The following is a 21,339-nucleotide window of genomic DNA, read 5'->3' as shown; positions in this document are numbered from 1 at the left end:
TTATGTGTGCACTATTCTTTGCACTTGGTTTTATATACGTTATCGACTTTTCGGCCGAATTCAATTTTTAATACGCCATTCTGTGGTACGTAAGCTGATTGCTTTCCTAAGACTTAAAGCAGCTCACATTACACCGTGCGGGCGAAACATTACATTAACACCCGACACACATCAGGTATACAACTAAACACTGTTCTGTGAGTTACAATATTTTAATTAAGTTACATTCTCGTTAAAGTTACATAAGAAGATGTGATTAATTACCTTTATTTATTTTACAGTGTGAATTTAATAAATTCTCGTCGACGAAACACCAAATCAACACGTTGCATATTTAGTCATATTGAGATCAAAAAAAGCAGCCATTAGGCTGCTTTTTCATCGATAACGTTCAGTTACTTCTCTTTAGGTTTTTTGCGCTTATCCGTAACTTCCCACTTACCGTCGATGTACAACGCAGTCCAACCGGACGGTTTTCCATCTACTTCAGTACGAACGTAGTTTTCTTTGGTCTTACGACTAAAACGAACCACTGTCGGCTTACCATCAGGGTCAGCAACTGGTGCTGATGCTAGGTATTGAAACTTAGGTGAGATACGGTCTTTAAAGCGAACCAGCTCTTCCACTAACGGTGCACGCGTTTCACGTGATTTAGGGAAGTTGCTCGCAGCCATAAATAGACCAGAAGCACCGTCACGAAGAACAAAGTACGCGTCTGAATTTTCACACGGAAGTTCAGGGAAATGTACCGGGTCTTCTTTCGGTGGCGCAACTTCGCCATTTTTCAGAATCTTACGAGTGTTCTTACAGTCTTCACTCGTACAGTCCATGTATTTACCAAAACGACCGTTCTTCAGAACCATGTCAGAACCACACTTGTCACACTCAACAAGTGGACCATCGTAGCCTTTCACTTTAAATTCGCCGTGCTCAACCACATAACCTTCACAGTTCGGGTTATTACCACATACGTGCATCTTACGCTTATCATCGATTAGATAAGCATCCATTGCCGTTTCACAAATAGGACAACGCTTTTTAGCTCGAAGTGCTGCTGTTTCAACGTCTTCTTCAAGCACGTTGATAATGCCTTCTTCATCACCAAGGTTGATTGTTGTCTTACAGCGCTCTTTTGGTGGAAGTGCATAGCCAGAACAACCAAGGAATACGCCTGTCGAAGCCGTACGAATACCCATTTTACGGCTACAAGTCGGACACTCAATATCAGTTTCCACGATATGATTTGGCTTCATGCCACCAGCGTCTTCGTCTAAATCAGCTTTTTCCAAATCGCCAGTAAAGTCTTCGAAGAAGTTATCTAGCACGCCTTTCCAGCTTGCTTCGCCTTCTGCGATTTGGTCCAACTTCTGCTCCATACGAGCAGTGAAGTCGTAGTTCATTAGGTCGTTAAAGCTACCATCTAGACGGTCAGTAACAATTTCACCCATCTTCTCAGCATAGAAACGACGCTGTTCAACTTTTACATAACCGCGGTCTTGAATCGTCGAGATGATTGATGCGTATGTTGAAGGACGACCAATACCACGCTTCTCAAGCTCTTTAACTAGCGCCGCTTCAGTGAAACGAGCCGGTGGCTTAGTGAAGTGCTGTTTAGGGTCTAGCGCGATCAGGTCAAGCTTATCGCCGATCTGAACTGCTGGAAGGATCGTATCTTCGTTCTTACCCATTGGACGCTGAACACGAGTCCAACCATCAAATTTAAGGATACGACCTTTCGCTTTTAACGTGTACTCATCTGCTTTAACGCTTACTGTCGTTGAATCGTATTGAGCTGGCGTCATTTGACACGCTACGAATTGATTCCAAATTAGCGAGTAAAGCTTGTGTGCGTCTGCGTCTACGCCGTTTAGGTCTTCCGACTTAACATCTACACTTGAAGGACGAATCGCTTCGTGGGCCTCTTGAGCGCCCTCTTTGCTGCCGTATACAAGTGCTTTAGGTGGAAGATATTGCGCGCCGTACTCAGAACCAATGTATTCACGAGCGGCTTCTACAGCTTCTGAACTCAAGTTAGTAGAGTCAGTACGCATATAAGTAATGTAACCCGCTTCATACAAGCGTTGAGCCAGCATCATGGTTTTCTTTACGCCATAACCAAGACGGGTACTCGCAGCTTGTTGCAGCGTCGACGTGATGTAAGGTGCAGACGGCTTACTCTTGGTTGGGCGGTCTTCACGTTTACATACTTCGTATTGCGCTTTTTCTAAAACGCTAACAGCAGCTTGTGTTTGCGCTTCATTTTCAGGTTTAAACGCAACACCGTCTTTCTGCGCTACTTGCAGTCTAAAATCGGTTTTCTCTGCTGTTTTAGTATCAGCATGCACATCCCAGAACTCTTCAGGGATAAAGGCGTTGATCTCGCGCTCACGCTCTACCAGTAGTTTTACCGCTACTGATTGAACACGGCCAGCGGATAGGCCTCGTGCTACTTTTTTCCAAAGCAGAGGTGACACCATAAAGCCAACAACACGGTCCATAAAACGTCGTGCTTGTTGAGCGTTTACGCCATCGATGTTTAGCTCGCCTGGTGTTTCGAAAGCTTGTTGAATAGCATTCTTGGTGATTTCGTTAAAAACCACTCGCTTGTATCGCGTTTCATCGCCGCCGATGATCTCACGAAGGTGCCATGCGATAGCTTCTCCTTCGCGGTCCAAATCGGTTGCGAGATAAACATGGTCTGCGTTCTCAGCAAGTTTTTGCAATTCAGCAACGACTTTTTCTTTACCAGGTAGGATTTGGTAGTTCGCTTCCCACTCTTTATACGGGTTAATACCCATCTTTTTGATAAGAGCTTTGCGATCTTTTTCTTTTTTGATACGAGCTTTATCTTCTGGGCTCATACCCTTGGTTGAAACTGCAGCAGCCTTTTGACCAGTACTTTGACCCGCCGTTGGTAAATCACGAACGTGACCTACACTCGACTTAACGACAAAGTCTTTGCCAAGATATTTATTGATAGTTTTAGCCTTGGCTGGCGACTCCACTATAACGAGCGATTTACCCATATTGACTCTAACGTCCTTAATCACGATGCTTCAGCACCAACAATTTAGCTTGTGGGCTTTTACGCATGATATTCTAAATTCATTGCTTCTTTTTTTACTATTGTGCGAGATTACTAGAAGATCAACCGCTTTTTTCAAAATTGGATCTGATCGCTCGACAATTCGACGACTCACAGATAAAAGGGTCACAATATAAAGAAGCTATAAAGTACTCACTAAGAATACTTGCAAGAGCCTATTCATCAGGCATTACGTCTAAACGGGCTCATACTAAGCTTGTCCGCGAATCTAACGCGAGCCCCATTCAATTATTTTTGCCGTAAATCACAAAATAAATTGTGGATGTTTGAAAAGACTCTCTTAATCGGTTGTGAAATCATTGAATTTCTAGTTCGACACCATAAACTCAACGTTATATTCAGTTATCAGAGATAAACTCATGACAAAGAAAGTAATAGCAGAATTTGATTTACTGCTTATCGCAAACCAAATTATCCAATCACATGATGACTACATTGAAGGCATGCGCGCAAACAGCGTAGTAGAAAAAGACGATGTACTCGTCTTCAAAGGTGAATACTTCTTAGATAGCAATGGAATGCCGACCGAGAATACAACCGCGGTATTTAACATGTTTAAATACTTAGCGCACCACCTTTCGAAAGAATTTACAATTCAGCAATAATTAAAAAGCTTGCCATTTAGGCAAGCTTTTTTAGTTCCTGAACCTTTACTGGCTCAGCATTTTCAACTTATCGAAGTAATCAGGGAATGTCTTTGACGTACAACCTGGATCATTAATCGTCACAGGCGTATCGCTCAAAGCAACCAGCGAGAAACACATAGCCATACGGTGATCATCGTAAGTATCAATCGCCGCGTGAGTCAGTTCAGCCACAGGGTTAACAATGATGTAATCTTCACCCTCTTCAACCTCGGCTCCGACTTTACGTAGCTCTGTTGCCATTGCCGCCAAGCGATCTGTCTCTTTCACACGCCAGTTGTAGACATTACGGATTGCCGTTGTGCCTTTCGCAAACAATGCTGTTGTCGCAATAGTCATCGCAGCATCTGGAATATGGTTATAGTCCATATCAATGCCTTTCAGCTCGCCACAACGAGAAATAACATAGTCGTCACCCCATTCGATTTCCGCACCCATTTTCTCAAGCGCATCAGCGAATTGGATATCACCCTGGATACTGTTTTTACCAATACCAGTGACCTTAATCTCACCACCTTTGATAGCAGCAGCTGCAAGGAAATATGACGCAGATGATGCATCACCTTCTACTAAGAAGTCGCCCGGAGCTGTGTAAGATTGCCCTGTCGGAATCACGAACTCTTGGTAGTCATTATTGATCACGTCCACACCAAATTGTTTCATAATGTGTAGCGTGATATCGATGTAAGGTTTAGAAACTAATTCACCGTCAATTTTGATGGTCACTTCGCCTTCCGCCAGAGGTGCAGCCATCAAAAATGCAGTCAAAAACTGGCTAGAGATAGAACCGTCGATTGAAACCGTACCACTCTTCAGGCCTGTACCTGTGATCTTCAATGGTGGATAGTTTTCGTTCTCTAAGTATTCAACGTCGGCACCGGCTTCTCTCAGTGCCGTTACTAAGTGGCCAATTGGGCGCTCTTTCATGCGCGGCTCACCAGTCAGAACGTATTCACCGCGACCTAAACATAGTGCAGCCGCCAGCGGACGCATCGCCGTACCCGCGTTACCTAAGAAAAGCTCTAGAGCTTTATCACTTGAGAATGCACCACCAACACCTGTCACTTCACAAACGGTTTTGTCTGCAGACAACTGGTAATCAACACCTAGCTGCGTCAATGCATTCAACATATGACGAATATCATCACTGTCTAGTAAGTTTGTTAGGCGAGTGGTTCCCGTAGAAAGTGCAGCCAAAAGAAGTGCACGGTTGGAAACACTTTTTGAACCAGGTAGGTTAACTTCCCCGTTCACTTTTTGAATTGGTTGTAACGTAAGGCTTTCCATTAAATCTTATAGTCCTTGTACCACCCGAAGTCACTGGCGCGTATTTATTTTCGGGTGATGAATAATTCTTCGTACTTGCAGACTAACGAACTTTTCCAACGAACTCCAGAGCTAATCCCGCTCAAACCGATGATTAATTAGCCAATCAATTGCATTTACATACTAGTACGCGATGTCAACTCGAACACCATCTGAAAAATAGAGAATTCGTACATCATCGCCTCGGTTGAACAACATCGAGTTATCGACATCTTGGATGATGTTGACCAACTTGTCGTCTTTGGTTTTGACCAGTAACTCGACCAGTTTGTACTCAACTTTATACTGTGTGTTACCTCGGTTACGAGCAATACCCGCACCTGCTACTGCACCGACAGCTGTCGCCACTTCTTTACCGGTGCCGCCGCCAAACTGATTACCAATCAAGCCACCAATCGCCGCACCTAATAAGGTTTCCCAACCATTCGCTTTCGATTCAACGATCTCTTGTTGAGTGATGTATCTAACCGTATCGATCTCACCATAAACTACTTCGTTCACTGGTCGAGCTTCGTTTCTGTTGTAAGCTGCATTTGCCAACATAGGCAAAACAAGTAAAATCCAAAGCAACTTCTTCATGGTAAAACTCCTAAAGACCTCTTGGTCAGTGATTAATCTGTAATGCGGTACTTATGACTATATACCTAACCGAACTTGATACTACTAGTATAGAGTTTCCTTCGCCCTTCGACGCGCTTGATGAACCCAACGGTCTGCTCGCCTTCGGTGGTGATTTATCACCAATGCGAATTTTAAACGCTTATAGCCAAGGGATATTTCCATGGTATGGCCCAGGTGAGCCTATACTTTGGTGGAGCCCTGCACCGCGAGCGGTATTTAATCCTAAGACATTCGAACCGTCAAAAAGTCTTAAAAAGTTTCAAAGAAAACACAATTATCGTGTCAGCATCAACCAAGCGACGGACAGAGTAATTGGTTATTGCTCTTCACTAAGACCCGAAGAAGAAACTTGGTTAAACAGCGACATGCAGTTAGCCTATCGCAAGCTCGCTTCATTAGGTTTCTGCCACTCGGTTGAGGTTTGGCAAGACGATAAACTGATCGGCGGGCTTTACGGCTTACAAAGAGGCCAAGTCTTTTGCGGTGAATCGATGTTTAGCCTGAAGACCAATGCCTCTAAAATTGCGCTGTGGTATTTTTGTGAACACTTTACACAATTCGGCGGACAACTGATTGATTGTCAGGTCATGAACCCTCACTTGGAATCCTTAGGCGCTATCGAGGTTGATAGGGATGAATTCCTAGGTTCTCTGCAATTGCTCAAAGAGTTCTCCGTTGACGATGCATGCTTTCAAACCCAATGGCTAAAGGAAATGCCTTAATGAATCCAGATTTACAACAAATCAGAATTGGATTAACAGACAACCACGCTTGCAGCTACTTACCTCACCTAGAAGAAAGAGTGGCGGTTACGCTTGACGAACACATGCACACCTCAGATAACTATGAAGTTCTGCTTGCGAATGGATTTCGCCGCAGTGGAGCAACCATTTATAAGCCACATTGCGATAATTGCTCAGCATGCCAAGCTATTCGGCTTTCAATCCCAGAGGTCAAGCTTTCCAAAAGCCAGCGACGAATCCTTAACAAGGGAAAATCACTGCGTTGGGAGCTGAAAGATGAAATGGATGACAACTGGTTTGACTTATACAGCCGCTATATCACCGCTCGTCACCGTTCGGGAACCATGTATCCACCAAAGAAAGAAGAATTTCTACAATTCTCTAAAAATGAGTGGCTTAGTACAAAATTCATGCACATCTATGATGAGAACAAGTTGGTCGGTATCGCCGTAACCGACATCATGTCTCACTGTACGAGCGCGTTTTATACTTTCTTCGATCCTGATATCGACATTTCGATGGGAACACTTGGCGTTCTATTCCAGATCCAACATGCCCAGAAAGAGCAAAAACAGTGGTTATATTTGGGTTATCAAATCGATGAATGCCCTGCGATGAACTATAAAGTACGATTTCAACGTCATCAAAGGCTAGTAAATCAGCGGTGGCAAGGGTAGAATACGCGACAACTTTACATATTTTGATTTTAACGGCACAATCAAGCCGTTGAAAACCGCCAAATTTCGAAAGAGGATTAGATGGCTAAAGAAGACGTAATCGAGATGCAAGGCACTGTCCTTGATACTCTACCAAACACAATGTTCCGTGTTGAGCTTGAAAACGGTCACGTAGTGACAGCACACATCTCTGGTAAAATGCGTAAGAACTACATCCGTATTCTTACTGGTGATAAAGTAACTGTTGAGATGACTCCATACGACCTTTCTAAAGGCCGCATCGTCTTCCGTGCTCGTTAATTATTAATTAGCGAATACAATAAGAAGCGGAGCTTAATGCTCCGTTTTTTATCGCCTGAACATCGCCCTTTAGCAAAACCTATCTCGCGCATCTCGCATCTCGCATCTCGCATCTCGCATCTCGCATCTCGCATCTCGCATCTCGCATCTCGCAAGCATAAAAAAACGCACAACCTAAGTCATGCGTTTTATAGTTAAACTCTTGAACGATCTAATAATCGGTTAGTGCATAACCTCTTCTTTTGCACCAACATAGATGAAGTCAAGCTCGTCTTTCTTCAGAGATACTTTCACCGTACCGCCATCAACCAAGCTACCAAACAGCAATTCATTCGCAAGGGGCTTCTTAAGCTTCTCTTGAATCACACGTCCCATAGGACGAGCGCCCATGGTCTTGTCGTAGCCTTTGTCTGCCAGCCAGTGACGAGCATCTTCAGAAACCTCTAGAGATACGCCACGTGCGTCCAGTTGAACCTGAAGCTCAACAATGAACTTGTCGACTACTTGGCTAATCACGCTTGGATCCAAGCTGTTGAACCAGATGACGTTATCAAGACGGTTACGGAATTCAGGAGTAAACACCTTCTTGATTTCGCCCATCGCATCTGGTGCATGATCTTGTTGGATCAGGCCGATCGATTTCTTCTCAGTTTCAGCCACACCCGCGTTGGTTGTCATCACTAGAATCACGTTACGGAAATCCGCTTTACGGCCGTTGTTATCTGTTAGTGTGCCGTTATCCATCACCTGCAGTAGCAGGTTGAAGATATCTGGGTGAGCTTTTTCAATTTCATCCAGTAACACAACAGAGTGTGGGTTCTTGATTACGGCGTCAGTTAGCAGACCACCTTGATCGTAACCGACATAACCAGGAGGAGCACCAATCAAGCGGCTCACAGAATGACGCTCACCGTACTCAGACATATCAAAGCGCAGAAGCTCAATACCCATCAGTTTAGACAGCTGAACGGTAACCTCGGTTTTACCTACACCAGTAGGTCCTGCGAATAGGAATGAACCAACCGGTTTATTGTCAGCACCCAATCCAGCACGGGTCAGCTTGATCGCTTCGCTCAATACGTCGATAGCTGGGTCTTGTCCGAACACCAACATTTTCATGCGGTCGTCCAGTTTCTGCAACGTATCTTTGTCTGAAGATGATACTGATTTTTCAGGAATTCGCGCCATTTTCGCAACCATTGACTCAATATCAGCCACGCTTACCGTTTTCTTACGACGGCTTGCAGGTGCCAAACGACTGCGAGCGCCCGCTTCATCGATTACGTCAATGGCCTTATCAGGAAGGTGACGTTCATTGATGTATTTAGCTGACAGTTCCACAGCAGCACGCAACGCTTTGTTGGTGTAGCGCACTTCGTGGTGAGCTTCGTATTTTGGCTTCAAGCCAATCAGAATCTTAGTCGTATCATCTAGCGATGGTTCAATAATATCGATTTTCTGGAAGCGACGAGCTAAAGCACGCTCCTTCTCAAAAATACTGCTGTACTCTTGGTACGTTGTTGAACCGATACAGCGCAATTTGCCGCTGCTTAGTAGCGGTTTAATTAAGTTTGCCGCATCAACCTGACCACCAGAGGCAGCACCAGCACCAATAATGGTGTGGATCTCATCGATGAACAGAATCGCGTCTTCTTCTTTCTCGAGTTGCTTAAGAATCGCTTTAAAACGTTTCTCAAAGTCACCACGATATTTCGTTCCTGCTAACAGTGAACCGATATCTAGAGAATAAATTACGCTGCTCTGAATGATTTCAGGCACTTGTCCTTCAACGATGCGCCATGCAAGACCTTCCGCGATGGCAGTTTTACCTACACCCGCTTCACCCACTAACAGAGGGTTGTTCTTACGACGACGACACAGAACTTGGATAGTACGTTCTAGCTCTTTGTCACGACCGATTAGTGGGTCAATATTGCCCTGCTTCGCTACTTCGTTTAGGTTGGTAGCAAAGTTTTCTAAACGGTCTTCTGAATTAGCTTCTTCAGCATTTTCTGCACCACCAAATGAATCAGATGATGAAGGGCTGTCGCCTTCGTTGCTGGCTTTGGTAATACCGTGTGAGATGAAGTTAACAATATCTAAGCGACTGATGTCGTTTTTCTTAAGAAGATATGCCGCGTGAGATTCTTGCTCACTAAAAATAGCCACAAGTACATTTGCACCTGTTACTTCGCTGCGACCTGAAGATTGAACATGAAAAACAGCGCGTTGAAGTACTCGTTGAAAGCTCAACGTAGGCTGAGTTTCGCGAGTTTCGTCGCTTTCAGGGATAAGTGGGGTCGTTTGATCGATAAAAATATCGAGCTCATTGCGAAGAGCATCGAGATCAGCCTGACAAGCTTGGAGCGCTTCCTTGGCCGCATCATTTTCTAATAATGCTAGTAGGAGGTGTTCGACAGTCATGAATTCATGTCGCTTGTCTCGCGCACGAGCAAATGCGCCATTTAAACTCGTCTCTAATTCTTTATTTAGCATAAGTACCTCCTAAGGGAACAACAGTGTTGTTCGAGCAATTTATACTTGCTCCATTGTACATAGTAGCGGATGCTCATTTTCCTTTGAGTACATCGTGACCTGCGCTACCTTTGTTTCCGCTATTTCAGCACTGTATGTGCCGCATATAGCTTTACCTTCATAATGAACCTTGAGCATCACTTCCGTTGCTTTTTCGATATCTAGTGAGAAGAATCGCTCTAGGATCTCGATTACAAAGTCCATGGGCGTGTAATCATCGTTATTTAACACAACGTTATACATCGCCGGTGGCTTTACTTTTGTTGCTTCTTTCTCCAGTAAATCTGAGCCTGGAGATGCCCATTCAAAGTTTCTGCTCATATCGCTTTGCTAAGGGTTATTTTTCGGAAGTCGTGAGTGTTTACCTAACTCAAATTTACCACATTCACGCTTTACGGTGTACTAAGAAACTGCACCGAGAAACAGTACCAAAAAATATTCCTCTATACTGAGCCTAATCCACCATTTCCATCGCTGCAAATAAAAGATCTCGATTAACAGGATTAACATATGTGATTGATTAAAAAGACGCCATAACTATTGATACTAACGATAAGATCACTGCTAAGTTACTATTTAGTTAATAGTTTGCAGTTAATCTCGAATGTGATTTGTTATTAAAATTGATCACTTTTATACCAATTTACTATTGACTGTGCTCAATCATTAGCTACATTGGAGCTAAAAGGTTTTTTAATACATTTTTGCAACATGATTTAAGATCAGTAACACGCTTCAAAAATTAACAATAAGGAATAATTACGCAGGGTAGCGTTAATTTCCGTAAGCAATGTACGAGATTCAAGCTATTAGCTGAAATTCTTTAGCTGGTAGGAATGATATCAATCTCACTTACAACAATTGATATAACAACGTTAGTAACAAAATGCATGAGGGATGTATAGCATGGCTACAGGTACAGTAAAATGGTTTAACAATGCCAAAGGGTTTGGCTTTATTTGTCCAGAAGGTGAAGACGGCGATATTTTCGCGCACTACTCCACAATACAAATGGAAGGTTATCGAACCTTGAAGGCGGGTCAGCAGGTCGACTATGAAGTAGAAAGTGGACCTAAAGGCTCGCATGCTAGCTCCGTTGTTCCTGTAGAAGGCAGCGCCGCAAAATAGGCGAATGCCAACTCATGTTAACCTCCGTCAATCTTCATTAAAGGCTGACTGGTAAACAGAATATTGAAACCGCTCATTTAATACCTGTAATACAGGATTACGTGAGCGGTTTTTTCGTTTTGGGATCTCTAAAGTTGCTCACTAGACAATTCGTTTGAGGATGTACTCTTATTAAGTTAGATCTTAGGAGTATTATAGATGAACAAAAAAGACGCTTTAACGTTTTCGTTAAAGCGTCTTTGGTTTTGACTTTATCTATAACTTATCTGTCAGACTAAGCAACTCGTTAGCAAATCACGTTCATGACTGACTAACGATGAGCCCAATCACTATGCATCAATAAACGCGTTTAGCGTTGAGCTTGGGCGCATTAGTGTTGAAACCAATGCATCGTCAAGTAGGTAGTAACCACCTAAGTCGCCAGCCACACCTTGAGCGTTGTTCAGCTCTGCAACAATAGCTTCTTCACTTTCAGCTAGTTGACTTGCCACACCTGCGAACTCAGCAGCAAGATCAGCATCAGCCGTTTGCTCAGCAAGCGCCTTAGCCCAGTAAGCTGCTAGGTAGTAATGGCTACCACGGTTATCAAGCTCACCTACTCGGCGTGAAGGAGACTTGTTGTTATCAAGGAACTCACCTGTTGCTTTATCAAGCGCATCAGCAAGAACTTGTGCTTTAGCGTTACCTGTTACTACGCTCAGGTGCTCTAGAGATGCAGCCAATGCCAAGAATTCACCTAGGGAATCCCAACGCAGGTGGTTTTCTTTCTCTACTTGTTGCACGTGCTTAGGAGCAGAGCCGCCAGCACCTGTTTCAAACAGACCACCACCGTTCATTAGTGGAACAATCGATAGCATCTTAGCTGATGTACCAAGCTCTAGAATCGGGAACAAGTCTGTTAGGTAATCACGTAATACGTTACCAGTAACCGAAATTGTATCTAGACCTCCTTTGATACGAACCAGTGAGTATTGAGTCGCTTCAAGTGGAGCAAGGATCTTAATTTCAAGACCATCGGTATCGTATTCAGGAAGGTACGCTTCAACTTTCTTAATAAGCTGAGCATCATGTGCACGAGACGCATCTAACCAAAATACCGCTGGAACACCCGATGCACGAGCACGCGTTACCGCAAGCTTAACCCAGTCTTGGATTGGTGCATCTTTAACCTGACACATACGGAAGATATCGCCTTCCTCTACGTCTTGCTCTAGAAGCACAGCGCCTGCAGCGTCAACAACTTGAACCTGACCAGCAGCTTCAAGGATGAAAGTCTTATCGTGAGAACCGTACTCTTCGGCTTTTTGAGCCATCAAGCCAACGTTTGGTACGCTACCCATCGTTGTTGGATCGAACGCGCCGTTCTCTTTACAGAAATCAATAACCGCTTGATAAATGCTCGCGTAGCTACGATCTGGGATCATTGCTTTGGTATCTTTTTGCTTACCTTCTGGATCCCACATTTGGCCAGAAGAACGCAACATTGCAGGCATAGATGCGTCAACAATGATGTCGCTTGGTACGTGTAGGTTAGTAATGCCACGGTCCGAATCAACCATCGCTAATGGTGGCTGCGTCTCGTATACCGCTTGTAGATCAGCTTCGATTGCTTCTTTTTGTTCTTGAGGAAGCGCTGCAATCTTCGCGTAGACATCACCGATGCCGTTGTTAACATCAACACCTAACTCTTCAAATAACTGACCGTGCTTAGCGAATACGTCTTTGTAGTAAACCTTAACCGCGTGACCAAAGATCACTGGGTCAGATACTTTCATCATGGTTGCTTTCATGTGAAGAGAAAGCAGTACGCCTTGCTCTTTAGCCGATGCGATTTCTTTTTCAAAGAATGCAACTAAAGCAGCCTTGTTCATCACTGACGCATCAATGATCTCTTTATCTTGCAGTGCAAAAGCTGGCTTCAGTGTTTTCTTTGCGCCATCTTTGCCAACGAATTCGATGCTAACGTCTGTAGCACCTTCAATGGTTACTGACTTTTCACTACCGAAGAAGTCTTTGTCGTCCATACTTGAAACGTGCGACTTAGAATCTGCAGACCATGCACCCATTGAGTGTGGGTTCTTCTTCGCGTAGTTTTTAACTGAAAGTGGTGCACGACGGTCTGAGTTACCTTCGCGCAATACTGGGTTTACTGCACTACCCTTGATCTTATCGTAAGTCGCTTTTACTGCTTTCTCTTCGTCAGTGTTTGCTTCTTCTGGGTAGTTTGGAAGTGCGTAGCCTTTTGACTGTAGTTCTTTGATTGTTGCTTGCAGCTGAGGTACAGATGCAGAGATGTTTGGAAGCTTGATAATATTCGCTTCAGGTGTCTTAGCCAATTCACCTAGTTCTGCTAATGCATCACCAATACGTTGCTCTTCGTTCAAGTAGTCAGGGAAGTTGGCAATAATGCGCCCTGCAAGTGAAATGTCGCGAGTATCAACGTTAATACCAGAAGAAGCTGTAAAAGATTGAATGATTGGCAGCAGAGAGTAAGTTGCTAGCGCCGGAGCTTCGTCTGTAATGGTATAGATGATCGTTGGTTTTTCAGTAGGCATGAAATTTCCCTATAGTTCTTACAAGCTCACTTGAATAGTGAGAGTGTTATAAATTGACCAGTAAGCCACTCTAAAAGTGAAAACTGCTTACTCGATAGTCGTACTCTATCTTATTTTTCATGCAATCTAATGACCGCATGAACCAAATCCGTGAGTGCGTTGTTATAATAAAACACGTAGGTATAATTAAACAAATCAGGCTCAAGAGTCCATAAACTTGTTCTATTTTGTGTCTTTTAGGCGCGCAAATGATAGCTCAATTCCGTTTCAGTGAAAACTTTTCAGCACACTTCGTTTACATTTTTGCAAGGTAGTTAACATGTCTACTCGCTCACGCAGCGCATCTCATTCAGACAAACCGGCTCGTTCTGGCGCCAAATTAAAACAAAGCGGTAATAGACAGAACCGAAGCAGTGATAAAAATAACACTGGCAGTTCGTACAAAAAAACGCACTCCAGTAAGCACCGATATAAAGGTAAACCTACCAATGCGAAACCTAAGGTGGCACTCGAAGATCGCAAAGTAATTCTGTTCAACAAGCCTTTCGATACTCTCAGCCAATTTACAGATGGCGAAGGGAGAAAAACGCTAGCTGACTTTATTCCAGTGAAAGACGTTTATGCTGCAGGTCGCCTTGACCGCGACAGCGAAGGGTTAATGGTCTTGACCAATGATGGGATATTTCAAGCGAAGCTCACTCAACCCAACTCAAAATCCCCAAAGACTTACTGGGTACAGGTTGAAGGCGCACCTTCTGAGGAAGATTTAGATAAATTGAGAAAAGGTGTCGAGCTAAAAGACGGTATGACACTGCCTGCTCAGGTTGAGGTGATGTCTGAACCTGTTGTGTGGGAAAGAACCCCGCCAGTGCGTTTCAGAGCGGCAATACCGACAACATGGTTAGCGATTACTATCATTGAAGGGCGTAACCGTCAGGTAAGACGAATGACAGCAAATATCGGCTTCCCTACCCTGCGACTTATTCGCTATTCAATGGGTAATATGAACGTGGGTCAGCTCCAGCCTGGTGAGTGGAAAGAGATCTAGAGTAATAATTCGATAAGTAGAGAAATGGTCGCTATATAAGCGGCCATTTTTATATGCGTTGATAAATTTCAGGCACAAAAAAGCCAGTCCTAAGACTGGCTTTTACAGCTTTACTTAACTAAGAGTTAGACTATTAGAAGTAGTAGTAAGCAGCTGCGAATACGTGAGTTTCTTCATCAACGTTATCGAAACCAGAGTCTAGCTCTTGTTTGATATCGATACCCATGTCAATTTTGTCGCTAAGAGTGTACATAGCAGCAACGTTCATGTAAGACTGGTCGATATCTGAAGCAACGTTAGACTCAGTAGTGTTAGTTGCGTAACCAGCAGCTAGAGTAAGTTGCTCTGTTAGTGCGTAACCAGCAGAAGCGTAGAAGCCTGTTAGTTTTAGGTCAGTTGTGTTGTTTTCAACACCAACTTTACCATCATCAATCCAAGCGTTAAGACCTAGTTTTAGTTTGTCTAGAGTTACGTTACCAGAAACAGAAGTTACTGTGTAATCAGAGTCTTCACGAGCTTCGTAGCCAGCGTAGATGTTAAACATTTCTTGCTCTACACCGATGTAACCATTGTAGCCCATTTCGCCTTTATCGCGGTTATCATCAGTATCGAAAACAGAGATACCGTAAGCGATACCAGAAGTAGCACCTTGGAATTTAGCTACATTGAAGCCATCAGAAGCATCACCAGCAGAAGCACCGAATTCATAAGTCATGTCGCCAGCGCCATCAACTTTATCTAGTGCTGTATCATTTTCCCAACCAAGAGAGATAACACCAGCATCAGTAGTAAAACCCAACCATGCTTTATCTACGTCAGTAGAAGGGCCTGATTGGATATCAACTTTTTGCTCATCAGAGCTGTAGTTTAGCTCTAGGTCAGTTTCGAAGTAACCAACCCAACGGTTGTTTTTGTAGCTAATAGCAAGAGTTAGACCAGTAGCCCAATCATCGTAGAATGCTTTAGTACCTGTGTCGTAGTAACCACCAACACCCCATGCACCAGACACAGAGAATTGGTCTTTATGCATGTCGTCGAATTCAAAAACTGGCTTAGAGTTTTGAGAGCTTGTTTCAACTGCAAACGCAGAAGTTGATACCGCTGCGATAGCTAGCGCTAATAGAGTCTTTTTCATAATAAATCCACTGCCTTTTCTAAGAATGGGAGATCCTTGCCCGGTTCCCTTTTATTTATTGCGACTGGTCATTACCACTCTTTGTTGGTTAATCACCGTCACTAAATTTCGAGGTCTAGATTGCAAAAGATTATCCTGCGTGTCAAATAAACTAAAAACAAACCTAAAAAAAACACAAAACATTTAAAATCAATAGCTTACATTTTTTTTCATCATTTTACGAGCAGCTTATCCTTAGTTTTATCAGCAAATATAATAATCCAAAAAATGTAACAAACAGAACTTAAAACCATCAACAGTTCATAATGAAGCCAAATTTCAGAATTTAACACCTGCAAGCCAGTCTTTTTTAATATTTATATTTCGCAACATAAATAAAATCGTTAAGTTCCTGATGGTTCAGTTTTTTTTTGTGAACAAGATCTACATTTGATTCAAAAGCAAGCTATTTCGCCGTAAATGTACCGACTAGTGATATGTGCTACTATCCTCGCTCCGTTACGTAGGTCACAGTATGCTAACTACTAAAATTCAAAATTCTATTCGCACCAGTTATCAAAACCTCCAAGATCAGTTGGACAACTTTGTACCTAGACGTGCTCAAAATTACCTTGTTGCAGAAATAGCGAAGACACTTTGTGGTCAATACCACAAAAGTAATCGCATGATCGTTGCAGAAGCCGGGACAGGGATCGGCAAATCACTGGCTTACTTAATGGCAACGATTCCTGTTGCAGTACTCAACAATCGAAAAATCGTCATTTCAACGGCGACGGTTGCACTTCAAGAACAGCTCGTAAATAAAGATCTCCCTCTATATAGAAGACTGACTGATAGAGAGTTTTCTTTTATACTCGCCAAAGGCAGACAGCGTTATTGCTGTGCCGAGAAACTAGCCGCTGCTTGTGGGGTTGATGGTGGTCAGATGGCTATGTTCGAATCCAAGCCAAAGCAAAAGGACATCGAACAATTACAAACCATGTACCGCAGTTTAACTCAAGGAAAATGGGATGGTGACCGTGATTCATGGCCGAAACCAATCGACAACATGATTTGGCAAATGATTGTCAGTGATAAGCACAGCTGTAATAACAGTATGCCTACTCATAGAGACTGCCCTTTCCAAAAAGCGCGCTCAGAGCTAGATAAAGCAGACGTGATTATCGCCAATCACAGTTTAGTGATGGCTGATGCTGACTTAGGTGGCGGCGTAATACTGCCTGAGCCAGAAAACAGCATCTATATATTCGATGAGGCTCACCACTTACCACACGTAGCCAGAGATCACTCTTCTGCAGCGGCAAGCTTAAAAGGTGCCGCATCTTGGTTAGAGCGCTTGAATCAATCCATCACCAAGCTTTCGGGCTTGGCGGATGAAAAGCGAGTGGGTCGATTTAGAAATGAATTGCAGGATTCTGTACAACAGCTAATTCCTACTCTGACTCAGCTAAGCAAGCAGTTTGACGCCACCCATTTTGAAGATGGATTGTACCGTTTTGAACATGGTGACTTACCTGAGTGGCTAGAGAATGAATCTAAAGATCTCAAGCAACTCACACAAAAGGCGAGCCAAGCGGTTGCGAAGATTGCAGACCTTATTGCTGAACGTGTTAAAGATGGAGAACTTTCAGCAAAATTAGCCGAGCCCGCACTTGCTGAAATCGGCTTCTATATACAAAGAACAGAAAACCTTGCGCAGGTTTGGCGCTTAATGGCCGAGCCTAAACGAGAAAAAGGAGCCCCTTTGGCGCGCTGGCTTGAACTCAATAAAGAGAGCGAAGGCGATTTTGTTGTCAATGTTTCACCACTCGAAGTTGGCTGGCAGCTTGACCAACAGATTTGGAGCCGTTGTGTCGGTGCGGTGCTTGTTTCCGCGACCATGAGAGCACTCAACTCCTTCAGCTTTTTCTGTCACCAAGCAGGAATCAGTCAAAAAGAAGACGATGGCGTGCAGTTTCTGGCTTTGGCATCACCGTTTGATTATCAGAATCAAGCAGAGCTGATCGTGCCAGCTATGAAATACGAACCGCAAGCGCCTCAGTTTACCGAATATCTTATTGAAATTTTGCCTAAGGTAATAGAAGACAACAAAGCCAATCTCGTTCTATTCTCTTCTTACTGGCAAATGAATAAAGTTGCAGAAGCTTTGGCAATAGATTTCGTTAAAAAGTCATGGGCTTTACAGGTTCAAGGTGATACTTCACGCACCGAAATCCTAAAAAAACATAAAAAACTCATAGACCAAGGTAAAACAAGCGTTCTTTTTGGAACTGGCAGCTTTTCAGAGGGTCTTGATCTACCTGGAGAGCTTCTTGAAAACCTAGTTATTACTAAGATTCCTTTTGGCGTTCCTACGTCACCTGTAGAACAAGCACATTCAGAATATATTGAATCACGTGGCGGTAATCCTTTTATGCAGATTACTGTTCCAGAAGCGAGTAAAAAGCTTATTCAATCTGTCGGTAGACTACTGCGTAAGGAACGAGATTCTGGTAAAGTCACGATCCTTGATAGACGCATAGTCACGAAGCGATACGGGAAATCCCTACTCGACTCACTACCGCCTTTTAAAAGAACAATAAAATACTAATTTTCCTACCCGAAAGGTAGTTATGGGCCAGTTATCGCTAGGCCCTGCATTCACAACCCAACATGATTAATCCATCGATTATTCGTGTGGCTGCCCTAACAGCCGATAACGAGAACACTAGCTATTTATGGAAATGATTGAGCCAACCATGTTGGTTATCCTCGCTCTGGTTGCATTTGCAGCGGGCTTTATTGATGCCGTCGCCGGTGGTGGTGGGATGTTAACCGTTCCAGCTTTACTGTCGCTTGGCCTGCCGCCACATATCGCGCTAGGGACGAACAAGCTCGCTGCAACGTTTGCCTCATCGACAGCGGCTTTTACTTACTATCGCAAAAAGCTATTTAAGCCAGAATGTTGGATCAATGCATTCATCGCCACCTTGATAGGTGCAACAATTGGTACTTTAACAGTTGATGCAATCAGCACTGAGTGGTTAGAGAAAGTACTACCATTAGTTATTCTTGCTGCAGCGGTCTATACCATTTTTCACAAGACGCCGAATGCCAATCACAACGTGTCACCGAAACCTTGTCCTGTGCTGAAGAAAAAGCAAAAGTACCAAGGATTCATTCTGGGCTTTTACGATGGCGTCGCAGGCCCGGGAACTGGCGCGTTTTGGACAGTAAGTTCTATGGCTCTTTACCGCCTAAATATCTTGCTTGCTTCAGGCCTATCCAAAGCAATGAACTTTACCAGTAACTTCACTTCTTTAGTGACCTTTGCAATTCTTGGTCATATTGATTGGGTTCTTGGTTTAACCATGGGTGTTTGCTTAATGGCCGGAGCGTTTGTAGGGGCACACTCTGCAATTCGTTTTGGTGCGACGTTTATACGACCGGTTTTTGTTACAGTTGTAAGCGTACTTGCAATTAAACTGGCTTACGAAGCGTGGTTTGTAAACTTATAGCCACCAACAAACGAGAAGCAAAATGAATCAGTTTTCAAAGCTAAAAAGCGTTATTGATACCTTGATTGGCCATTGCTCTCAGGTCGATAAGTCTCGTGGCGCTTATCATCAAGCACTGTTTGATAGAGCCTTGTTTAAGTGTGGAGCATCGACTCTTCTTCCTTATGCCCTTGAAACTCAGGCAACTTATAACACCATTATTCGTGAACAGAGCACCAATCAACTCACTTCATCACGAGCGAATTACCTGACTGAAAGGCTGACCAACCAGATTGCAGCGATTCAACGAGAGTTAGCCAATCACGATTTGCGCCTAGACAGGAAAAGTAAATCAGGAAAAAGCTTAAACGACTTATACAACGAACTCGCACAACACCAAGATTGGCAAAAGCGGCTCGTCGATTTAGTTCAAACACGAAAGTTAGCGTTTGATTCAGCGCCACGCCACCATAAGAAAAAAGCGGAAGAGGCTTGGCAACTCGCAAAAGAACGATTGGAACGCTGTGAGGACTCAATGAAGAACATTGAGAGATTGATTAACTTAGAGAACCCTACGCGAAATGAGCACTGATAACACATCATCACCACTGGATAACGCACCTGAAGAAGTTAAGTTAGCTGTCGACTTGATCTACTTACTCGAAAGCAACGAGATCGACCCAAAGGTGGCGTTAGAAGCAATTAAGATTGTCCAGCAAGATTTACAAGCCAAACTAGCATCTAGCATCTAGCATCTAGCATCTAGCATCTAGCATCTAGCATCTAGCATCTAGCAAAAAATATACAGGATTCACATGTACCAACTTAGCTTTTCTATGCCCGAGTTTCTTGAAAATTACTGGCATAAGAAACCAACCATCTTAAAAGGTGGCTTCCAGAACTTCGTCGACCCAATTTCGCCGGAAGAACTTGCTGGTTTATCGATGGAAGAAGAAGTGGATTCTCGCTTTGTTTCTAACCTCGACAACAAATGGACAGCCGAACACGGTCCATTCACTGAAGAGAAGTTTGGTGAACTCACTGAAACACATTGGCAATTGATCGTTCAAGCAGCCAACCATTGGCATCAAGGTGCAAATCAGCTGACTGAAGCGTTCCAACAATTACCAAACTGGTTGTTCGACGATCTCATGATTTGCTACTCAGCACCTGAAGGCGGTGTTGGCCCTCATATTGATCAATACGATGTATTCATCATTCAAGGCCAAGGTAAACGTCAATGGAAAGTGGGTGCGAAAGATGTTGGTCAGTACAAAGAGACCGTTCAAGCGTCTGCTCTACGCCAAATAGAAGGCTTTGAGCCAATCATTGATGAAACCTTAGAGCCGGGCGATATCCTTTATATCCCGCCAGGTTTCCCACATGAAGGGAACACATTAGAGCCGTCGATGAGCTACTCTATTGGCTACCGTTCCCCTAAAGAACAAGAGCTAATCAGCAACTTTGCCGATTTTGTGCTTGCTCATGATATGGGTGACGTACACCTGCACGATCCAGAATTCAAAACGCAAGAAGGCTACGGAAAAATTCGTTCATCGGATTTAAGCAATCTCACTGACATGTTGAAATCTGCACTAGAGCAACCTGAAACCATCAGTGAATTCATGGGTTGTCTGCTAAGCCAATCACGCCACCAACTTGATATCGTCGCTCCTGAGCCATTATGGACTCAAGAAGAGATTGCTCAACATTTAGAGTCTGAAGGTGAAATCCACCGTGTATCTGGCTTAAAGGCGCTCTACCACGAAAATGAAAACAACACGGCTTACATCAATGGCGAAGTGGTTAAGGTTGATGAAGCGGACTCTTCATTACTCAACACACTTTGCGATGAAACCTTGATTACTTCAGCTGCTGCTCTATCTCCTTCGGGCGTAACGGTCGTGACTGAACTGGTGAACAAAGGCTACTGGTTTATCGAAGAGTAAGCAGCGTCAACCGCTGGTTATTGACCATCTTCTAAAGCAACAAATAAAAAAGGGACAAATGAAATCTTCATTTGTCCCTTTTTCTATTCAAGAATT

18 protein-coding genes are annotated in these 21,339 nt (G+C 43.6%); 11 read left to right on the top strand and 7 right to left on the bottom strand.

All coding sequences use genetic code 11. From position 1 onward, the window contains the following. Nucleotides 1-395: 395 nt before the first annotated feature. A complete protein-coding gene (gene topA, locus CWO13_RS06085; protein ID WP_017062103.1) occupies nt 396-3,026 on the bottom strand; it encodes a type I DNA topoisomerase in 2,631 nt (876 codons plus the stop codon). 439 nt (nt 3,027-3,465) lie between these two features. On the opposite strand from topA, the gene CWO13_RS06080 reads away from it, so the two are divergent. Then, nucleotides 3,466-3,711, top strand: coding sequence for a YciN family protein (locus CWO13_RS06080; protein ID WP_017062104.1), 246 nt, complete (start codon nt 3,466-3,468; stop codon nt 3,709-3,711). Nucleotides 3,712-3,756: 45 nt separating this feature from the next. Here CWO13_RS06080 and aroA read toward each other — a convergent pair whose 3' ends face one another. After that, complete coding sequence (gene aroA / locus CWO13_RS06075; RefSeq protein ID WP_048659670.1) at nt 3,757-5,037, bottom strand: 3-phosphoshikimate 1-carboxyvinyltransferase; 1,281 nt, start codon at nt 5,035-5,037, stop codon at nt 3,757-3,759. 162 nt (nt 5,038-5,199) lie between these two features. Continuing rightward, entirely contained in the window at nt 5,200-5,655 is a 456-nt protein-coding gene (locus CWO13_RS06070) for a glycine zipper 2TM domain-containing protein (protein WP_102432694.1), read from the bottom strand. 53 nt (nt 5,656-5,708) lie between these two features. Between CWO13_RS06070 and aat the strand changes: the two genes are divergently transcribed. From aat to infA, 3 genes are all read left to right on the top strand, one after another. Then, nucleotides 5,709-6,419, top strand: a complete 711-nt coding sequence (gene aat / locus CWO13_RS06065) for a leucyl/phenylalanyl-tRNA--protein transferase (RefSeq protein ID WP_048659672.1) — start codon at nt 5,709-5,711, stop codon at nt 6,417-6,419. Beyond that, on the top strand, nt 6,419-7,117 hold the full coding sequence (locus CWO13_RS06060) for an arginyltransferase (RefSeq protein WP_048659673.1): 699 nt from the start codon (nt 6,419-6,421) through the stop codon (nt 7,115-7,117). The genes aat and CWO13_RS06060 overlap by 1 nt, the downstream gene beginning before the upstream one ends. Nucleotides 7,118-7,198: 81 nt before the next feature. After that, nucleotides 7,199-7,417: a translation initiation factor IF-1 gene (infA, locus tag CWO13_RS06055; RefSeq protein WP_001040192.1), complete on the top strand. Its 219-nt coding sequence runs from the start codon at nt 7,199-7,201 to the stop codon at nt 7,415-7,417. 222 nt (nt 7,418-7,639) lie between these two features. Here infA and clpA read toward each other — a convergent pair whose 3' ends face one another. Both clpA and clpS read right to left on the bottom strand, forming a co-directional pair. Beyond that, entirely contained in the window at nt 7,640-9,913 is a 2,274-nt protein-coding gene (clpA, locus tag CWO13_RS06050) for an ATP-dependent Clp protease ATP-binding subunit ClpA (RefSeq protein WP_048659678.1), read from the bottom strand. Nucleotides 9,914-9,952: 39 nt separating this feature from the next. Further along, nucleotides 9,953-10,273, bottom strand: a complete 321-nt coding sequence (gene clpS / locus CWO13_RS06045) for an ATP-dependent Clp protease adapter ClpS (protein ID WP_004737430.1) — start codon at nt 10,271-10,273, stop codon at nt 9,953-9,955. Between the two features lie 585 nt (nt 10,274-10,858). Between clpS and cspD the strand changes: the two genes are divergently transcribed. Further along, nucleotides 10,859-11,080: a cold shock domain-containing protein CspD gene (gene cspD, locus CWO13_RS06040; protein ID WP_004736548.1), complete on the top strand. Its 222-nt coding sequence runs from the start codon at nt 10,859-10,861 to the stop codon at nt 11,078-11,080. A gap of 329 nt (nt 11,081-11,409) precedes the next feature. Here the strand turns inward: cspD and CWO13_RS06035 are convergent, their stop codons facing one another. After that, the gene (locus CWO13_RS06035) at nt 11,410-13,635 is read right to left on the bottom strand and encodes an NADP-dependent isocitrate dehydrogenase (RefSeq protein ID WP_108020660.1); all 2,226 of its coding nucleotides are present in this window, start codon (nt 13,633-13,635) and stop codon (nt 11,410-11,412) included. Between the two features lie 319 nt (nt 13,636-13,954). Here CWO13_RS06035 and CWO13_RS06030 point away from each other — a divergent pair, with 319 nt between their 5' ends. Continuing rightward, the gene (locus CWO13_RS06030) at nt 13,955-14,683 is read left to right on the top strand and encodes a pseudouridine synthase (RefSeq protein WP_108020659.1); all 729 of its coding nucleotides are present in this window, start codon (nt 13,955-13,957) and stop codon (nt 14,681-14,683) included. A 133-nt stretch (nt 14,684-14,816) separates the two neighbouring features. Here CWO13_RS06030 and CWO13_RS06025 read toward each other — a convergent pair whose 3' ends face one another. Further along, on the bottom strand, nt 14,817-15,818 hold the full coding sequence (locus CWO13_RS06025) for a porin (protein ID WP_108020658.1): 1,002 nt from the start codon (nt 15,816-15,818) through the stop codon (nt 14,817-14,819). 514 nt (nt 15,819-16,332) lie between these two features. On the opposite strand from CWO13_RS06025, the gene dinG reads away from it, so the two are divergent. The 5 genes from dinG to CWO13_RS06000 all read left to right on the top strand — a co-directional run bounded on the left by dinG (nt 16,333) and on the right by CWO13_RS06000 (nt 21,243). Continuing rightward, nucleotides 16,333-18,408 carry an ATP-dependent DNA helicase DinG gene (dinG, locus tag CWO13_RS06020; protein WP_108082646.1) on the top strand — a complete coding sequence of 692 codons (2,076 nt, stop codon included), beginning with the start codon at nt 16,333-16,335 and terminating at the stop codon, nt 18,406-18,408. Nucleotides 18,409-18,535: 127 nt separating this feature from the next. Beyond that, complete coding sequence (locus CWO13_RS06015; RefSeq protein WP_048659683.1) at nt 18,536-19,315, top strand: sulfite exporter TauE/SafE family protein; 780 nt, start codon at nt 18,536-18,538, stop codon at nt 19,313-19,315. 22 nt (nt 19,316-19,337) lie between these two features. After that, nucleotides 19,338-19,886, top strand: a complete 549-nt coding sequence (locus CWO13_RS06010; RefSeq protein ID WP_102432534.1) for a primosomal replication protein — start codon at nt 19,338-19,340, stop codon at nt 19,884-19,886. Next, nucleotides 19,876-20,046, top strand: coding sequence for a pleiotropic regulatory protein RsmS (gene rsmS, locus CWO13_RS06005; RefSeq protein ID WP_017111064.1), 171 nt, complete (start codon nt 19,876-19,878; stop codon nt 20,044-20,046). Before CWO13_RS06010 ends, rsmS begins: the two co-directional genes overlap by 11 nt. A 63-nt stretch (nt 20,047-20,109) precedes the next feature. Next, a complete protein-coding gene (locus tag CWO13_RS06000) occupies nt 20,110-21,243 on the top strand; it encodes a ribosomal protein uL16 3-hydroxylase (RefSeq protein WP_102480689.1) in 1,134 nt (377 codons plus the stop codon). Nucleotides 21,244-21,339: the final 96 nt, after the last annotated feature.

It is taken from the genome of Vibrio sp. ZF 223, from assembly GCF_003050585.1.
Classification (GTDB): Bacteria; Pseudomonadota; Gammaproteobacteria; order Enterobacterales; family Vibrionaceae; genus Vibrio; species Vibrio crassostreae.
The sequence above is the reverse complement of the archived record's forward strand: the minus strand, read 5'-3'. Positions and strand labels throughout refer to the sequence as shown.

Excerpts from the sequence above, each read along its gene's own strand:
- topA (WP_017062103.1), bottom strand. The coding sequence starts at position 3,026 with ATGGGTAAATCGCTCGTTATAGTGGAGTCGCCAGCCAAGGCTAAAACT.
- CWO13_RS06080 (WP_017062104.1), top strand. The coding sequence starts at position 3,466 with ATGACAAAGAAAGTAATAGCAGAATTTGATTTACTGCTTATCGCAAAC.
- aroA (WP_048659670.1), bottom strand. The coding sequence starts at position 5,037 with ATGGAAAGCCTTACGTTACAACCAATTCAAAAAGTGAACGGGGAAGTT.
- CWO13_RS06070 (WP_102432694.1), bottom strand. The coding sequence starts at position 5,655 with ATGAAGAAGTTGCTTTGGATTTTACTTGTTTTGCCTATGTTGGCAAAT.
- aat (WP_048659672.1), top strand. The coding sequence starts at position 5,709 with ATGACTATATACCTAACCGAACTTGATACTACTAGTATAGAGTTTCCT.
- CWO13_RS06060 (WP_048659673.1), top strand. The coding sequence starts at position 6,419 with ATGAATCCAGATTTACAACAAATCAGAATTGGATTAACAGACAACCAC.
- infA (WP_001040192.1), top strand. The coding sequence starts at position 7,199 with ATGGCTAAAGAAGACGTAATCGAGATGCAAGGCACTGTCCTTGATACT.
- clpA (WP_048659678.1), bottom strand. The coding sequence starts at position 9,913 with ATGCTAAATAAAGAATTAGAGACGAGTTTAAATGGCGCATTTGCTCGT.
- clpS (WP_004737430.1), bottom strand. The coding sequence starts at position 10,273 with ATGAGCAGAAACTTTGAATGGGCATCTCCAGGCTCAGATTTACTGGAG.
- cspD (WP_004736548.1), top strand. The coding sequence starts at position 10,859 with ATGGCTACAGGTACAGTAAAATGGTTTAACAATGCCAAAGGGTTTGGC.
- CWO13_RS06035 (WP_108020660.1), bottom strand. The coding sequence starts at position 13,635 with ATGCCTACTGAAAAACCAACGATCATCTATACCATTACAGACGAAGCT.
- CWO13_RS06030 (WP_108020659.1), top strand. The coding sequence starts at position 13,955 with ATGTCTACTCGCTCACGCAGCGCATCTCATTCAGACAAACCGGCTCGT.
- CWO13_RS06025 (WP_108020658.1), bottom strand. The coding sequence starts at position 15,818 with ATGAAAAAGACTCTATTAGCGCTAGCTATCGCAGCGGTATCAACTTCT.
- dinG (WP_108082646.1), top strand. The coding sequence starts at position 16,333 with ATGCTAACTACTAAAATTCAAAATTCTATTCGCACCAGTTATCAAAAC.
- CWO13_RS06015 (WP_048659683.1), top strand. The coding sequence starts at position 18,536 with ATGGAAATGATTGAGCCAACCATGTTGGTTATCCTCGCTCTGGTTGCA.
- CWO13_RS06010 (WP_102432534.1), top strand. The coding sequence starts at position 19,338 with ATGAATCAGTTTTCAAAGCTAAAAAGCGTTATTGATACCTTGATTGGC.
- rsmS (WP_017111064.1), top strand. The coding sequence starts at position 19,876 with ATGAGCACTGATAACACATCATCACCACTGGATAACGCACCTGAAGAA.
- CWO13_RS06000 (WP_102480689.1), top strand. The coding sequence starts at position 20,110 with ATGTACCAACTTAGCTTTTCTATGCCCGAGTTTCTTGAAAATTACTGG.